The sequence below is a fragment of the Luteibacter sp. SG786 genome (genome assembly GCF_011759605.1).
In the GTDB taxonomy this organism is placed as follows: Bacteria; Pseudomonadota; Gammaproteobacteria; order Xanthomonadales; family Rhodanobacteraceae; genus Luteibacter.
This window is the reverse complement of the sequence record NZ_JAAOYX010000003.1, coordinates 83,266-96,734: the sequence shown is the minus strand read 5'-3', so window position 1 is coordinate 96,734 and position 13,469 is coordinate 83,266. Positions and strand designations below refer to the sequence as shown.

Annotated in this window: 13 protein-coding genes; 5 read left to right on the top strand and 8 right to left on the bottom strand. The window is 65.6% G+C overall.

Annotation, left to right across the window (positions count from 1 at the left end):
- The first annotated feature begins 23 nt into the window (after nt 1-23).
- From aceB to FHS47_RS16340, 5 genes are all read left to right on the top strand, one after another.
- Nucleotides 24-1,622 (top strand): malate synthase A, encoded by a 1,599-nt coding sequence (gene aceB / locus FHS47_RS16360; RefSeq protein ID WP_167030530.1) that lies wholly within the window; start codon nt 24-26, stop codon nt 1,620-1,622.
- A gap of 18 nt (nt 1,623-1,640) precedes the next feature.
- Nucleotides 1,641-2,930, top strand: coding sequence for an isocitrate lyase (gene aceA / locus FHS47_RS16355; protein ID WP_167030526.1), 1,290 nt, complete (start codon nt 1,641-1,643; stop codon nt 2,928-2,930).
- A 388-nt stretch (nt 2,931-3,318) separates the two neighbouring features.
- Complete coding sequence (locus FHS47_RS16350) at nt 3,319-4,230, top strand: MBL fold metallo-hydrolase (RefSeq protein ID WP_247741516.1); 912 nt, start codon at nt 3,319-3,321, stop codon at nt 4,228-4,230.
- Nucleotides 4,227-4,667 carry a YeeE/YedE family protein gene (locus tag FHS47_RS16345; protein WP_167030520.1) on the top strand — a complete coding sequence of 147 codons (441 nt, stop codon included), beginning with the start codon at nt 4,227-4,229 and terminating at the stop codon, nt 4,665-4,667. The genes FHS47_RS16350 and FHS47_RS16345 overlap by 4 nt, the downstream gene beginning before the upstream one ends.
- Entirely contained in the window at nt 4,664-5,128 is a 465-nt protein-coding gene (locus FHS47_RS16340) for a YeeE/YedE family protein (RefSeq protein ID WP_167030517.1), read from the top strand. The genes FHS47_RS16345 and FHS47_RS16340 overlap by 4 nt, the downstream gene beginning before the upstream one ends.
- On the opposite strand, the gene FHS47_RS16335 is transcribed toward FHS47_RS16340, so the two are convergent.
- From FHS47_RS16335 to FHS47_RS16300, 8 genes are read right to left on the bottom strand one after another with little or no spacing between them, the layout of a single operon-like run.
- Nucleotides 5,079-6,026: a TauD/TfdA family dioxygenase gene (locus FHS47_RS16335; protein ID WP_167030514.1), complete on the bottom strand. Its 948-nt coding sequence runs from the start codon at nt 6,024-6,026 to the stop codon at nt 5,079-5,081. The two genes, FHS47_RS16340 and FHS47_RS16335, sit on opposite strands and share 50 nt — an antisense overlap.
- 25 nt (nt 6,027-6,051) lie before the next feature.
- Nucleotides 6,052-7,188, bottom strand: coding sequence for an ATP-grasp domain-containing protein (locus tag FHS47_RS16330; protein ID WP_167030511.1), 1,137 nt, complete (start codon nt 7,186-7,188; stop codon nt 6,052-6,054).
- Complete coding sequence (locus tag FHS47_RS16325) at nt 7,188-8,261, bottom strand: cupin-like domain-containing protein (RefSeq protein ID WP_167030508.1); 1,074 nt, start codon at nt 8,259-8,261, stop codon at nt 7,188-7,190. The genes FHS47_RS16330 and FHS47_RS16325 overlap by 1 nt, the downstream gene beginning before the upstream one ends.
- Complete coding sequence (locus FHS47_RS16320; protein WP_167030506.1) at nt 8,258-9,130, bottom strand: arginase family protein; 873 nt, start codon at nt 9,128-9,130, stop codon at nt 8,258-8,260. Before FHS47_RS16320 ends, FHS47_RS16325 begins: the two co-directional genes overlap by 4 nt.
- Entirely contained in the window at nt 9,127-10,323 is a 1,197-nt protein-coding gene (locus FHS47_RS16315) for an arginase family protein (RefSeq protein WP_167030503.1), read from the bottom strand. Before FHS47_RS16315 ends, FHS47_RS16320 begins: the two co-directional genes overlap by 4 nt.
- Nucleotides 10,324-10,328: 5 nt before the next feature.
- Nucleotides 10,329-11,402, bottom strand: coding sequence for a cupin-like domain-containing protein (locus tag FHS47_RS16310; RefSeq protein ID WP_167030501.1), 1,074 nt, complete (start codon nt 11,400-11,402; stop codon nt 10,329-10,331).
- A gap of 22 nt (nt 11,403-11,424) precedes the next feature.
- On the bottom strand, nt 11,425-12,267 hold the full coding sequence (locus tag FHS47_RS16305) for an arginase family protein (protein WP_167030499.1): 843 nt from the start codon (nt 12,265-12,267) through the stop codon (nt 11,425-11,427).
- On the bottom strand, nt 12,267-13,469 hold the full coding sequence (locus FHS47_RS16300; protein WP_167030496.1) for an arginase family protein: 1,203 nt from the start codon (nt 13,467-13,469) through the stop codon (nt 12,267-12,269). The genes FHS47_RS16305 and FHS47_RS16300 overlap by 1 nt, the downstream gene beginning before the upstream one ends.

Below are 13,469 nucleotides of genomic sequence, written 5' to 3'. Positions count from 1 at the left end.
ACACCCGTACCGGAGCACGTTTCATGGCCGTTCCCCAGAGTGCGCTCGACCCGACGTCCGGCGTCCGCCTCCACGCGGACAGCGAGGCCTACCGGGACATCCTGACGCCCGGCGCGCTTTCCTTCGTGGCCGGTCTGCACCGGCGCTTCGACTCGCGCCGTCGCGACCTGCTCGCGGAACGAGTGACGCGCCAGCAGCGCTACGACGCCGGCGAGCTGCCTGACTTCCGCGCCGACACCGTCGCCATCCGCGAAGGCGACTGGATCGTCGCCCCGATCCCCGCCGCACTGCAGGACCGCCGCGTGGAGATCACGGGCCCCGTCGAACGCAAGATGATCATCAACGCGCTGAACTCGGGTGCGAAGGTGTTCATGGCCGACTTCGAGGATTCCAGCGCCCCGACCTGGGCCAACCAGATCGACGGCCAGCGCAATCTGCGCGATGCCGTGGACGGCAGCATCGAATTCACGAGCGGCGAAGGAAAGGTGTACCGCGTTGGCGCCAACCCCGCCGTGCTGGTCGTTCGACCGCGTGGGTGGCACCTGCCGGAGCGCCACGTGACCGTCGACGGCGAGGTGGCGTCGGGCGCGCTGGTCGACTTCGGCTTGTTCGCTTTCCACAACGCCGCGGCGTTGCACGCACGGGATCGCGGGCCGTATTTCTACCTGCCGAAACTCCAGTCCATGGAGGAAGCGTCGCTCTGGAACGACGTCATGTCGCATGCCGAGTCGGCGCTTGGTCTGCCGAACGGCACGATGAAGGCCACCGTGCTCATCGAAACACTGCCCGCCGTATTCCAGATGCACGAGATCCTGCATGCGCTGCGCGACCGCGCCGTAGGCCTCAACTGCGGCCGCTGGGATTACATCTTCTCGTATCTCAAGACGTTCCGTGCCCACTCCGACCGCCTGCTCCCGGAGCGCGGCCAGGTGACGATGAACGTACCCTTCCTGAAGGCCTATTCGGAACTCCTGATCCGCACGTGCCACTGCCGAGGTGCGTTCGCCATGGGCGGCATGGCGGCGCAGATCCCCATCAAGGGCGACGAGGAAGCGAATGCCGCGGCCATGGCAAAGGTGCGCGCCGACAAGCTACGCGAAGTCACCGCGGGCCACGACGGCACCTGGGTGGCGCATCCCGCGCTGGTGCCCGTGGCACAGGCGGTCTTCGACCAGCACATGCCGACGCCGAACCAGCTCCATGTGTCGCGCGACGACGTCGAGGTTTCGCGCGACGCTCTGATCGCGCCGGCGATCGGCACGATCACGCGGCAGGGCTTCGACAACAATGTCGAGGTGTGCCTCCGCTACACGGCCGCGTGGCTCGACGGCCTCGGCTGCGTGCCGATCCACCACCTGATGGAGGACGCAGCCACGGCCGAGATCGCGCGCGCGCAGCTTTGGCAGTGGCTACACCACGGCCCGCTGGAATTCAGCGACCACGCGGACGTGAATTTCGCCCTGTTCGACCAGGCCCTCGCCGCCCATTGCCACCGCTTGCGCGAGAGCGGGCATCCGGGTGCGCGCCGTGCCGACGAAGCCGCCGCCCTCATCGCCGCGCTGACCCACGCCGACGAACTTCGCGACTTCCTCACCCTTCCCGCCTACGAACACCTGTCCTGACCCATCGGAGCCACGACCATGAAGATGCACACCGCCGAACAGATCGCGCTGGACTGGAAGAACAACGAACGCTGGAATGGCATACAGCGGCCTTACACCGCCGAGGACGTGGTGCGCCTGCGCGGCACCGTGCCGGTGGAGCACACGCTCGCTCGCCGCGGTGCCGAGCGCCTGTGGCGATCGCTCCAGGACAAGCCTTACGTCAACGCACTGGGTGCACTGACAGGCAATCAGGCGATGCAGCAGGTGAAGGCCGGCCTCGAGGCCATCTACCTGTCCGGCTGGCAGGTCGCGGCCGACGCGAACACGGCCGGCACGATGTATCCCGACCAGTCGCTGTATCCGGTCGACTCCGTGCCGAATGTCGTGCGCAAGATCAACAAGACCCTGCTGCGCGCAGACCAGATCCATCACGCGGAAGGCAAGGACGGCATCGACTGGCTGGTGCCCATCGTCGCCGATGCGGAAGCCGGTTTCGGCGGCGTGCTCAACGCCTACGAGCTGATGTCGCACATGATCGAGGCCGGAGCTGCCGGCGTTCATTTCGAAGACCAGCTCGCCAGCGCGAAGAAATGCGGCCACATGGGTGGCAAGGTGCTGGTGCCGACGCAGGAAGCGGTGCAGAAGCTCGTGGCCGCCCGCCTCGCCGCGGACGTAGCCGGCGTGCCGACGTTGATCGTCGCCCGCACCGACGCCATGGGTGCGGGGCTGGTGACCTCGGATGTGGACGATGCCGACAAGCCCTTCCTTACCGGCAAGCGCACCGTCGAAGGCTTCCACGAGTCGCGCCAGGGCATCGAGCAGGCCATCGCGCGTGGCCTCGCCTACGCACCGTATGCCGACCTGATCTGGTGCGAAACCGCCACGCCCGACATGGAGCAGGCGCGCCGTTTCGCCGAAGCCATCCATGCGAAATTCCCCGGGAAGAAGCTCGCATACAACTGTTCCCCGAGCTTCAACTGGAAGAAGAACCTCGACGAAACCACCATCGCGGAATTCCAGAAGCGGTTGGGCGCGATGGGGTACGCCTTCCAGTTCATCACCCTCGCCGGCTTCCATGCGCTCAACTACTCCATGTTCCAGCTTGCCCGCGGCTATCGCGACCGGCAGATGGCCGCATACGTGGAACTCCAGGAAGCGGAATTCGCGGCCGAGAAGGACGGCTACACCGCAGCGAAGCACCAACGCGAGGTTGGCACGGGCTACTTCGACACGGTGAACCAGGTCATCGCCGGCTCCTTGAGCTCGCTCTCGGCATTGAGCGGTTCCACGGAGGAGCAGCAGTTCCATCCGGCGTCGGCCGCCTGACGGAATGCACGGCGGCCCTCGCGAGCACGCGATCGCGGGCGGCAGACAAAGGAAATCGGCCAGCGCCATGGAAGGCGGGCCGATGCGCGGGAACGGGTGAAGCGCCGCTGGAAGAAGGCCGGGCCCCGGTGCTGGAGCGGGGGGAGGGAGGGGTATCCAGCACCGGGACGGGGCGGGCAGCCCATTAAGAGAACCGCCTGGTACAGAATTCTCCGCTCGCCCCCTCTATTTGTCAACTACTCAGTACATGAAATAAGTATTAACTCTCTGGAGGAAGGTCGACGCCCGCTTGCGCGATGTGGCGCCCTCCCTTGGAACTATGCAAGCTTGGGGCCTACTTGTTGCTCGGAAACCGGCCGTGAACACACCCGCCTTCGTGGATTTGCCATTGGAGCGGGCCCGCAGCATCGTCCAAGATGCGCGCTCGCATCGCACGCCGTCGCCTCACGTGACGACCTTCTTCGATCCCACCACCTTTACCGCCAGCCACGTGGTGCGCGATCCACAGTCTTCGGCGTGCGCCATCATCGACAGCGTGCTCGATTTCGACATGGCCTCGGGCCGTACCGCTACGGATTCGTCCTCGGTGTTGGTCCGGTACGTTCGGGACGAAGGCCTGGAAGTCCAGTGGTTGCTGGAAACACACGCGCATGCCGATCATCTGTCGGCCGCACCGTGGTTACAGGCGCAAGTCGGTGGAAAACTCGCCATCGGCGAGCACATCACCATCGTGCAGGACACCTTCGGCAAGGTCTTCAATGCCGGCACAACGTTCAAGCACGACGGCAGCCAGTTCGATCGTCTCTTCGCCGATGGTGCCTCCTTCACCATCGGTGGCCTGCAGGCCACCGCGTTGTACGTGCCCGGTCATACGCCGGCATGCGTGGCCTACGTGATCGGGGATGCGGTATTCCCCGGCGATACGCTGTTCATGCCGGACTACGGCACCGCGCGTTGCGACTTCCCCGGGGGCTCGGCACGTCAGCTCTACCATTCCATCCAGCGGCTGCTTGCGCTGCCGGACGAGACGCGGGTATTCCTCTGCCACGACTACAAGGCCGCCGGCCGCGACCAGTTCGCGTGGGAAACCACCATAAGCGCCGAGCGAACCGCCAACGTGCACGTACACGAAGGCGTGACCGAGGACATGTTCGTCGAAATGCGTGAGAAGCGGGACGCGACACTCCCCGTGCCCAGGCTGTTGCTGCCATCGGTGCAGGTGAACATGCGTGCGGGCCACCTGCCCGAACCGGAAGACAACGGGGTGCGCTACCTGAAGCTGCCGGTGGATATGCTATGACTCTTCCCACGCTGGCGTGGTACTGGCCACTCCTTGGAGGCGCGATGATCGGTACGGCAGCAGGCGCCTATCTGGTGCTGGCCGGCCGCATCGCAGGCATCTCCGGAATGATTGCCGGTGCCCTGGGTCTTCAGAAAGGTGGCGCACAAGGGCTGTCCGCCTTGTTCCTGGCCGGCTTGTTCCTCACTTCAGGCGTGGCGCTCGCGATCAAGCCCGTTCCGCTTCCCTCGCTCGCGGGTGGAGACACGCTGCTGTTGGTTCTCGCCGGGTTGCTGGTCGGCTATGGAACACGCCTCGGTTCCGGCTGTACCAGCGGACATGGCGTCTGTGGCCTGGGAAGGCTTTCGCCTCGCTCCATGGTTGCCACGGTCGTGTTCATGCTTGCTGGCATGGCCTCCGTTGCGCTGATACGAACGATCGCCGGAGTTGGGCGATGATCCGGCTGGTAGCGTTCCTGTGCGGCTCACTGTTCGGGCTTGGCCTGGTCGTTTCGGACATGGCCAACCCCGCTCGCGTGCTCGCCTTCCTTGACGTCACGGGCGCCTGGGATCCCTCGTTGGCCCTGGTGATGGCTGGCGCGCTCGTCCCCTCGGCAGCCGCGTATCGCTGGGTGCGAGCGCGCAATGCAACCTTGTTTGCCGGAGTGCTGCACCTTCCGCAAAGACAGCGGATCGACTGGAGCCTCATCGTCGGCGCTGCGATATTCGGCATCGGCTGGGGCCTGGCTGGCGTATGCCCGGGCCCAGCCGTCGCCCTCCTGGCAACGGGTCAGCCGTTTGCCATCGTCTTCATGGCCGCGATGCTGACCGGCATGCTGCTCTACCGGCAACACGGCACGGCGCGACCCATCATGCCGGAATCCCCTCGGCCACGGGATCGAGACGAAACCGCGAGCTGAAGGAACTCAGCATGACAATGTCACGGGCCGGATCGGACGTTCGATTCCGCCCGTGCAGCATGCGGTTGTTGTCGATCAGGACGAAGTCGCCGGTCTGCCAGCGGATGCCACGGGTGAGCGACCGCGCCACCTGTTTCAGGTCGTCGAGCACGGCCGGAGGGATCTCGCTGCCGTCTTCCCAGGTCACCAGGGTACTGAAGGAACCGTCGGCCTCGTCGTCCGTCGGCTTCTTGTAGGCATCGGTGAACATGTTCTGGCATACCCGCATCCTGCCGGTGTCGCCTATCGGCTGCACGGACGGTGCGACGAACTCGAACACCACCCTGTTTCCGGATGCTTCCGTCACGCGGAAGTCCTGCGTCCGACTGAGTGCCCCGACCACGTCCGGCCCCACCAGCGAACCGACCGTCTCGTTCTTGCTGAGGATCGCTTCGAATGCATCGGGCGGAACGAAATTGCGATACCTCACCCGTCGGGCCTTGAGCATATCCTGTGTTTCCGGACGCAGCCGCTCGAAAATGGCCGCCCCATCGGCCAGCAACGTTTCGCCGCCCGTGCCCTCGGAAGCCGCTTTCCGACAATAGAACCACAACAGGTCGGGCCTCAGCGGGCTGTTGCCGTATTCGAAATGGAGGCTCAGGCCCGCCTGTCCTACCGTGACGGTCTGCAGTTCGTTGCGGTCGCTGGCGGGCTTGCGGTCGCCGAACGGCGATACGAGAAACCCACGGCTGAAGCGGGAGGCGACGTCGTAGAACCCATCCGCGTCGAGCCCGAAGCCACGGAACAGGATGGCCCCGTGTGAGGCGAGGTTGTCCCATATCTCGTCGTCCGGTATGTCCGCCGCGCTGCGCCCCTGGCTGTGGAGCAGCAGCGGACGATCGTTGATGGTCTGGCTCATGGCGATTCTCCTGGATGCTTTACGGTTACGCGTAGCCGATGGAAGCCAACAGCTCGCAACGGCGTTCCACCACTTCGGAAAGGCTGTCGCCTTTCAGCACCGCCTTGAACTTGCCGTCGGCGCAATGAAGGCTGCGCTCCCTGCCCTCCTCCGCCACGAAGAATTCGACCAGCCAGGGCAGTTCGCCCAGCCGGCCGGCGTCGATGTCGAGGGACACCCCGTGCGGCACGAGCAGCCACGACGTTTCCGCGCGGCGCATGGAAGGCAGTTCGACGGGCCTGCCGCACTGGGCGAGGAAGGCCGCGCGATACAGATTGATTCCGTAGGCCTCTTCGAGCGCCCGCACAATGCCGATACCGCCGGGCCTGCTGGCGATTTCGCAGAAGACCATCTCCGTATCGGAATAGAACATCTCCAAGTGGAACGCGCCGTCCTGAAACGAGGGCAACAGCTGGAACACCTCGCGCATGGCGCGCTCGGCCCTGGCGTTGAGCCGCGCGTCATGGGAGAACTCGCTGCCGACGTATTTGAAGTCGGTGAAGGACAGGCAGAAGTTGATGTACTTGGAAACGACGAAGAAACGCACCTCGCCCCCAACGATCAGCCCGTCGACATGCAGCATGGGCAGGTCGACGAACGACTCCAGCATCTCGTCCTGTGCCACCTCCCCCATGGCCTCGAGGTTCTCGGCGATGGTCACCTCCATGCCGCCGGAGCCGAGGATCGGCTTTTTGACAACGCGTCCGCCACTCGCGTCGCCGAAGACGGCGGCCATGTCCTTGCGCTGGATGGGCGACCAATAACGGGGCAAGGTGAAATGCTCCGCCGTTTTCAGGAATTCCTTCATGAAGAACTTGTTGCGAAACGCACGTGCGCTCATGAACGACTGCCCGACGACGCCCAGCGCTTCGCGGATCTTCGCCGCGACGAGGATGTACTGCTCGTCCACGCAGACCACCCGTGCCACTTGGCCTGCCAGCCCGTCGGCTTCCAGCCTTTCCACAACACACCCGACCGTCATCTCGTCGACGATCAGCAGCGACATCAGCCCATCGCTTTGCACGTTGACCGCGGCGCCCACGGGCTTCACCACGTAAAGATGCGGCGTCGCCGGAAGCCGGAGCGGCTCCGCTCCGGCGATGAAAAGAACCACGTCCTTCATCACGCGGCCCCTCGCAGGCCGTCGTCCTCGAGATGTTCGAGATAACGCCGCCGTATGCGTGCCTCCTCGCCTTCCGAGGAGGCCATCGACGCCTTGAGGATCGCCGTCATGGTGAGCCTTCCGATTTCCACCGCCGACAGGGTTTCGACCTGACCGCGCGTGAGGGCGCCGCCCAGCTTCTCCACGAATGTATCGGGCCGGTTCTTGACGCGTGCCCCGAGGACGGAAGACCAGTCAGGGGACCGGGCATAGGCGGCGATATTGCTCCGGTCGACGAAATCGAAGCTGACCGAGATCGAACGCTCGACTGTCCTCACATGGTGCGCCCACCCCGTGCCCACGAAGAGGACCTGCCCCTCCGTCAGTTCCGCGGTCCAGGCCACGGCCTCGTCGCAGGTGGGGAAATCCTCGCGGTTCGGGCGCTCGGGATCCATGTATCCCACCACCGGGTTGTACACATGGCGATGGTCCGCGGGCGAATAGAGCGTGGCTCGCTTGCGTCCCTGCAACTGGGCTATCAGGGCGATGGTCCCGTTGTTGTCCACGTGCAGCGGCGTCAGCGAGCCAGGAAGGCTAACCAGCAACCACAAATGATTGAACAGGGAGTAGTAGTACGGCAGCGCGTGGTTCCAGGTTTCGATGGGCGCCGGCACGAGCGGTCGGAACTCGTCGAAGGTGGGATCCGTCGCGGTATGGACGAAGCGCAAGGTTCCGCAGTACAGGGGGAGTCCTCTCTGCACGAACTCGTCGTACGAACCTTCCAACCAGCGACCCTCGAAAAGCTCCTTCGCCCGGTCCGGAGCGCGAATGTAGTCGAGGTAGCGCGCGAAGTCCGTTTCCACGCTGACCAGACCGTCGTTCCGGTTCGTTATGAAATTAGGCGCCTTCGCAAAGGCGGAGAGGTGACCGAGGCGCTGCTCGAGATAATCGACGTCCTGCCAGCGGCGGTAGCCCGGCCAGTCCTGGATGTATCCGGAAACGACCCATGGGCTCTCGTGCAGGAGGTCGGGATTCTTCGCGAAGAGCCCTGCGAAGTCTTCGGCCGATACGGTGGGAATGTCCTTCTGTTTCATGCGAGCGCTCCGTCTATCGCGGGTAAGGAATGTGGAACCCTGGCGCGCACCAGCGCCGAGAGCACTTCGGCGGCGGCGCGGCTGGTCATGGCCTCGTAATCGAGCAACGGATTCACCTCCATCACGTCCGCCCCGACGATGCGGCGGCTGCGCGCCACGCTTCGGACCATGCTGCACAGCGTGTCGAGATCCAGGCCTCCGGGAACCGGATGGCCGGTACCGGGCGCCGTGCAGGGATCGAGCACGTCGATGTCGATGGATACGTAAACCGGCCGCTCGCCTTCCAGCCAGGAGGAAGGAATGGAAGGTGCATGACCTGGCGACGCCGGTCGAACCACCTCGAGCGCGGGCCATTGCAGCGATTCGTCGAAATACGTGATGCCGCGGTGGCCCACGACCAGCAGGCGGCCGACGTGCGGAAGCGAGGCGATCCGGCGCAGCACCTGTTTGTGGTTGTGCCAGTCCGCACCGTGCCATGGGCAGAAGTCGGTGTGTGCGTCGAACCAGACGATGTCGAAAGTGCCGGCGCGGTCGAGTGCCGACACGGCCGCATACGACACGGCGTGATCGCCGCCAAGCACGAGCGGCATGGCGCCCTGGCCCGCTATCCGGCGCACCCGCTCACCCGTGCGCTCGACGATCTCGGCCCAATCCGCCCCGTCGAATACATCCACGTCGCCAAGGTCGTGGCCGGCCACGTCTCGCAACGGCATGGCCGCGCTAGATCGGCGAATGGCTTCCGGGCCTGCACGCGTTCCCGATACATAGGCGTTGCCGAAGTCGCTCGGTACACCGACCACCCCCACATCGCCGGGTCCCAGCGACGTGGCATCGCCTCGCGGCCAGCCGAACAGCCCGTGCTCGCTCATACCGGATCCTTCGCAGCGCCGAGCGCCGTCAGCAACAGGTGCAAGGCCGTCATGGCTACGCCACCCCAGCAGGCTACGCCGGGATCGGCGCCGCACAGATCCACGGAAACGATGCGGTAACTGCGACCGATGGCCAGGAGCAACGCGTGAATCTCCGCATAGGTATGCGACGGCAACGAAGGGCTATCGGATGCCTTCGCAAGCGAGTCGATATCGATACCCACGTGCACGCGCCTCCGTTCCTGCGGCAGAACCTGTGACGTCGGCATCGCCGCCACGGCACCGTCGACAGCGACGCGAACGTAACGTTGTGCCCCGTCGATACCGTCCCCCTGCATGACCGCCGGTATGACGTCGACATAGCGTTCCACGTTCGGCAGCGACAGCGCGTGCCCCGGCAGCGATTCGGCCGTCAGGCGGGGAGCGTCGAACGCACGCGGTTCGCGTGGCGCCCGCCCGATGCGCATCACGTCAAGGGGGCCGGCGCGTTGGGCCAGCTCAATGACCGGATATGCCGTGGACGCATCGCCGCCGATCGACACGGGCAGCGCACCGTCGCGCGTGACTGTGGCGAGAACCTCGCTGGCTCGCGCGAAGACCGCGGCGTGCCGTTCGCCGTGGTTCACGACGATGTCGCCGGCATCCGCCAGCGAGACGCCCGTCAGCACGGGGCAGCGGCGATCCGCGTCGAACCAGCCGAGCGGACGCCCGGTGAGCCGGTCCAACCCGTAGAGGATCTGCAACGAGGCCTCGCGCAGCGCGGACGGCCCGCGGCGGGCACCTGCGGCCGTGTACGAACCGAAGTCCCAGGGCATGCCGAGGAAGACTATGTCCGCCTGCGCGGCGCGCAACTTCTGTGCCGGCGCGTCGAACATGCGAACGGGCGGATCCCACACGACACGCGCGGGGGGAACCGCCGCGCTGCCGGGCGTGGCGAGAAAACCCTTGGCCGCCAACTGGGCCATGGCACGCATCGCCGGTGCGGTGGGGTCGCTCGTTCCGCATACCTCGTGCGGACTCGTCGCCGTCGCGAAACGAAGAAGCAGGCGATGGAGCGAGCGTGGAATGCGGAGGCGCGTGCCATCGGACGAGAGAAAGATCGTGGCGGCCGAATCGTCCAGCTGCTCCACGGACATCCAGGGTGACAACACCAGGGGGACGTCGGGCGAGAAACTTGCGTCGGTATCCATCATGACGTTCAGGCGACCACGGTCGACCGGCCGCCGACGGCATGCAGCAGGCGCTCCTTCACCTGCCGCGACGTCGGGGAAAGCTCGGCCGCCAGGGCGGCGCGCAGTACGCAGGCCATCAGCTCCCGTCCAAGGTCGCACACGTCGCCATCGTCCAGGCGGCTTAGCACGTCGTCATCCTGCACGCGGCTGCGCACCAGGTCCGCATGCTTCCTCGCGAAAAGACCCAACTCCGAGCACCAGTCCATCGACGCGGCATAGGCGTCGATGTTCAGGCCGTTGACGATGTCGAAGCTGACGGTGATCGAGTCCGATCGTGTCACCACGTGGTGTGCCCAGTCCGGACCCCATACGAGGAGCTCGCCCGGGGCGAGCGAGCCTTTCCACGGTTGCGCCTCGCGCCACGTGGGAAAGTTCTCCTCGTCGGGATGCAAGGGGTCGAGATATCCCACCGCGGGATTGTGGAAATGGCGCTTGTCCTTCGGGGCAAAGAGGATCGCCTCCTTGTTTCCTTCGATCTGCGCGAGGTACGCGATGACCGCGTTGTTGTCCTGATGTAGCGGCGTCAGCGCGCCTGCCCGGCTCACATACAGCCACACATGGTTGCCGGACTGGTAGTAGTACGGAATGTGATCGTTGTAGACGGGAAGTCCGCCGGGCACGAGTGGCGAGATGTCGGCGAGCACCGGCTCTTTCGCATGCCTGACCAACTGGAGGTTGCCGCAGTACAGCGGCAGGTCCAGTTCCCGCAGGAGGGCGGGATCGCCCTTCGTCCAGCGGCCTTCGAAAAGCCCTTCGAGCTTTTCGGGATGACGCACATAGTCGAGGTAGGTGGCGAAATCCGTCTGCACCTGGCACATGCGCGAATGCGTGTTGGTGACGAACTGCGGCGCGCCTGCCGTTACCGGCAGATGGCCGAACAATTGCGAGAGCGTGTCGAGATTCCGCCAGCGCCGGTAAGCGGGCCATGTCTCCACGAACCCGGTGACATGGCATGGATGCTGTGCGAGGACGTCCGGGGTCTTTTCGATCAGCGCCGTGAACTCGTCGAGGGTAAAACTCGGGATCTTCCTGGCTTCCATGGGCCCACTCCAGTCTCGGTTCTCAAAGTCCATCCGCAATCGTCCACAGGAGCCTTGCTGCGATGGCGCTGGTGATGTCGTCGACGTCCAGCCGGGGATTCACTTCCACGACATCGGCCCCGACCACCCTGCGTGCGCCAACGATTGCCGCGAGAAATTCGCGCACCGTCGACGGCTCCATGCCATCCGGCACCGGCGCACTGGTGCCGGGCGCGTGGAAGGGGTCGATCGCATCGATATCGATCGACACGTACCAGTCCAGGTCGTGGGGCATGAGTTCGAGCAGTTCGGCGGTCGTCAGGTACCGTGCCGCTTCGGAGGTCACCACGGTGGCCTTGTCGCCCAGGTGCCGCTCGTCGCCCGCCGTAAGGCCGCGATACCCGATCTGCAGCACCCGTTTGACGCCTGGCAGTGTTTCGATACGGCGCAACACCTGTTTGTGACTGTGGCCCTGCCCTTCCACCCACGGGCTGAAATCGGTATGCGCATCGAACCAGACGACACCGATATCGCGCCGCTGCTGGAGGACCGACACCGGCGCGAAGGTGATCGAGTGGTCTCCGCCGATGATCAGTGGCCGGAAGCCGCCGTCCACGGCCTCGCACGTCGCCTCGGCAAGCCTTGACAGCACTGTCTCAGGATCCGCAGCACGGCACCCCGGCACGTCGCCGGCATCGACGCCTGCTCCCCGCGGCACCGGAAGCAGGCGGGCCGCCCTGCGCACCGACGCAGGGCCGCGAGCCGCGCCTCGCGACACGCCATTGCCGTGGTCGGCAGGTACGCCGATCACACAGAAGCCGCTGCCTCGGCCGGCCGTCGAAGCCGAACCCCAGCCGAACAACGTCGGATGCGCCCCTCCGTCCATCAGGCCACCCTCCGCAGGGTCGCCACATGCAGTGCCTGCAATGCGAGGTGGCAGGCGACGATCGCCACGACGGGCCCCAGCGGTGCCGACGGATCGAGCCCCGCAATCACGACACCGACGATGCGATGCCGGCCGCCGATGGTGTGGATGGCGTCGCGCACCTCGCGCAACGACATGCCCTTGCCCGAAGGCGGGGTCGAAACGTCGACCACACCCATGTCGATGGAGAGGAGCACGCGTTCCGCGATCGGCAGGTGCGCGACGAGATCGCCGGGATCGCCGGCGCGAAGTCGGGTCGCGGTGACTTCGGTGACCCCGGGCGGGGGTGCATACCCCGAAGCCTCCCGCAGCCCTGCGGTGACCACGGAGCGTACGCCGGCAACATGGGTCATGGCACGAGCCACGTCGTACACGGTGACCGACTCGCCCTCGCGCTCCGCAGCCGCGCCTCCCGCGGCAAAGTGGACGACGGACAGCGGATGCCGCCCGGCACAGCATGTGGCGACTGCATGGCTCACCGACGCGTCGCCCGCAAGGACGAGGGGCACGCCATCGACCGGCAGCAACTCGTCCAGTGTTTCGACGACACGCTCGAACACCGCACGCTGCGGTTCGCCGTGGACCCATGGGATATCGTCGGCATCGGCGATGCGCACGCCTTCGAGGATCCGTACGCCCGAGCCGGCGTCGAACCAGCCGGCCGGCTGTCGTGCGTCGAAGTCCACCATGTACGTGTAGTCCAGCGATTTCTGCCGGATGGCCAGCAGTCCTTCGCGGCCGTTTTCCGGGCCGCCCAGGTCGTACGGCACGCCAAGCACCACGACATCCGCACGCGCGCCGGATGCCGAGTACGACGGTGCATTGCAGAAGCGGAAGGGAGCCGGCCGCCGCCTCGGCTTCTCGGCCGGACGTTCCACCTCGACATCCCACAGCAGCCCATGCTCCACCAGTGCCCGCACACGTGCGGCCGCGCGCCCCTCGTCCGAACGGCCGAAGACGTCGGAGACGGTGCGTGGCACGTCGAACCGGGAGAGCATGCGGAAAGCGGCTATCGACACCTTGGCCCGAGCGCCCGTGGCGGTATTCACGACGACCGCGTGCGCGTCGTCGTGCGCCTCCAACATCAGATGCGGCGCGACGACGTAGCGCCTTTCGACGACGGATCCGCCTGCCGGTCGCTCGCTGACATCGCATTGCAACAT

What these genes read in the sequence shown, in the direction of transcription:
- FHS47_RS16315 (WP_167030503.1), bottom strand. Translation starts at nt 10,323, where the DNA reads ATGATGGATACCGACGCAAGTTTCTCGCCCGACGTCCCCCTGGTGTTG.
- FHS47_RS16340 (WP_167030517.1), top strand. Translation starts at nt 4,664, where the DNA reads ATGATCCGGCTGGTAGCGTTCCTGTGCGGCTCACTGTTCGGGCTTGGC.
- FHS47_RS16335 (WP_167030514.1), bottom strand. Translation starts at nt 6,026, where the DNA reads ATGAGCCAGACCATCAACGATCGTCCGCTGCTGCTCCACAGCCAGGGG.
- FHS47_RS16320 (WP_167030506.1), bottom strand. Translation starts at nt 9,130, where the DNA reads ATGAGCGAGCACGGGCTGTTCGGCTGGCCGCGAGGCGATGCCACGTCG.
- FHS47_RS16345 (WP_167030520.1), top strand. Translation starts at nt 4,227, where the DNA reads ATGACTCTTCCCACGCTGGCGTGGTACTGGCCACTCCTTGGAGGCGCG.
- aceA (WP_167030526.1), top strand. Translation starts at nt 1,641, where the DNA reads ATGAAGATGCACACCGCCGAACAGATCGCGCTGGACTGGAAGAACAAC.
- FHS47_RS16330 (WP_167030511.1), bottom strand. Translation starts at nt 7,188, where the DNA reads ATGAAGGACGTGGTTCTTTTCATCGCCGGAGCGGAGCCGCTCCGGCTT.
- FHS47_RS16300 (WP_167030496.1), bottom strand. Translation starts at nt 13,469, where the DNA reads ATGTTGCAATGCGATGTCAGCGAGCGACCGGCAGGCGGATCCGTCGTC.
- FHS47_RS16305 (WP_167030499.1), bottom strand. Translation starts at nt 12,267, where the DNA reads ATGGACGGAGGGGCGCATCCGACGTTGTTCGGCTGGGGTTCGGCTTCG.
- FHS47_RS16310 (WP_167030501.1), bottom strand. Translation starts at nt 11,402, where the DNA reads ATGGAAGCCAGGAAGATCCCGAGTTTTACCCTCGACGAGTTCACGGCG.
- FHS47_RS16325 (WP_167030508.1), bottom strand. Translation starts at nt 8,261, where the DNA reads ATGAAACAGAAGGACATTCCCACCGTATCGGCCGAAGACTTCGCAGGG.
- aceB (WP_167030530.1), top strand. Translation starts at nt 24, where the DNA reads ATGGCCGTTCCCCAGAGTGCGCTCGACCCGACGTCCGGCGTCCGCCTC.